The organism is Burkholderia sp. AU4i, assembly GCF_000466765.1.
Classification (GTDB): Bacteria; Pseudomonadota; Gammaproteobacteria; order Burkholderiales; family Burkholderiaceae; genus Burkholderia; species Burkholderia cepacia.
Window position 1 is genome coordinate 1 of sequence record NZ_ASSI01000407.1, and the last position, 1,032, is coordinate 1,032.

Below are 1,032 nucleotides of genomic sequence, written 5' to 3' on the forward strand. Positions count from 1 at the left end.
GCTCGACGCGCGCTGGCCGGGCCTGCCGCGCACGACGATACGCTCGCGTCACACGCAATGCGGCGTGACGAACGGCTATACGACACCCGAACAGCTCGGCAGCGACCGCTGGGCCGGCCTGATCGGCGCGCACGCGGCGTTTCCGGGCGAGCACCTGCTGATCGCGACGTTCGGCACCGCGACGACACTCGAGGCGCTGCGCGCGGACGGCCGCTTCACCGGCGGGCTGATCGCGCCGGGCTGGGCGCTGATGATGCGCGCGCTCGGCACGCACACCGCGCAGCTGCCGACGCTGACCACCGATATCGCGAGCGGATTGCTCGCGGGTGCGCAGGCCGATCCGTTCCAGGTCGATACGCCGCGCTCGCTGTCGGCCGGCTGCCTGTACGCGCAGGCCGGGCTGATCGAACGCGCGTGGCGCGACCTTGCCGACGCGTGGCACGCACCCGTGCGGCTCGTGCTGGCCGGCGGCGCGGCGGACGACGTCGCACGCGCGCTGACGGTGCCGCATACGCGGCACGATGCACTGATCCTGTCCGGGCTCGCGCTGATTGCGGCCGAAGCCGCGCAGGATTGACGGTACCGGCGCCGGCATCGCGCCGGTGCATGGCGGACGCGGGTCCAGACGGACATGCGGCACGCTGACGAAGCGGTACGCGCGGGGCAGCTGCAACCGCCCGTGCATTCGACCGGCGGAAGCCATGAAAAAGCCGGCCATGCGGCCGGCTCGACTGAATGACGTGAACGACGTCGATAACGACAGGGAGGTTCGACGATGCTGCGCTGGCTGATCGCTGTTCTCTTTCTCGCCAACATGCTCGCGTTCGTGTTGGCGCGCGGCGTGTTCGGGCCGCTGCCGTCGGCCGGCCCGCGCGAACCTGGCGTGCTGTCGCGGCAGGTCCGGCCCGATGCGCTGCGCGTGACGCCGCTCGCGCAGGCGACCGACCAACCCGTCGTCGGTGGCCCGATCGCGCCGCCGGCCGTCACGACCGCCCCGCTCGCGGCGTCCGCGCCCTGACGGCGCCCGGCCGC

2 protein-coding genes are annotated in these 1,032 nt (G+C 73.0%); both read left to right on the forward strand.

The genetic code is table 11. The features are described 5' to 3' along the window. The coding region (locus L810_RS43070) for a type III pantothenate kinase (RefSeq protein WP_042978439.1) at positions 1 to 577 on the forward strand (577 nt) is incomplete at its 5' end. A 198-nt stretch (positions 578 to 775) separates the two neighbouring features. After that, a complete protein-coding gene (locus tag L810_RS43075) occupies positions 776 to 1,018 on the forward strand; it encodes a hypothetical protein (protein WP_021164348.1) in 243 nt (80 codons plus the stop codon). Positions 1,019 to 1,032 lie beyond the last annotated feature (14 nt).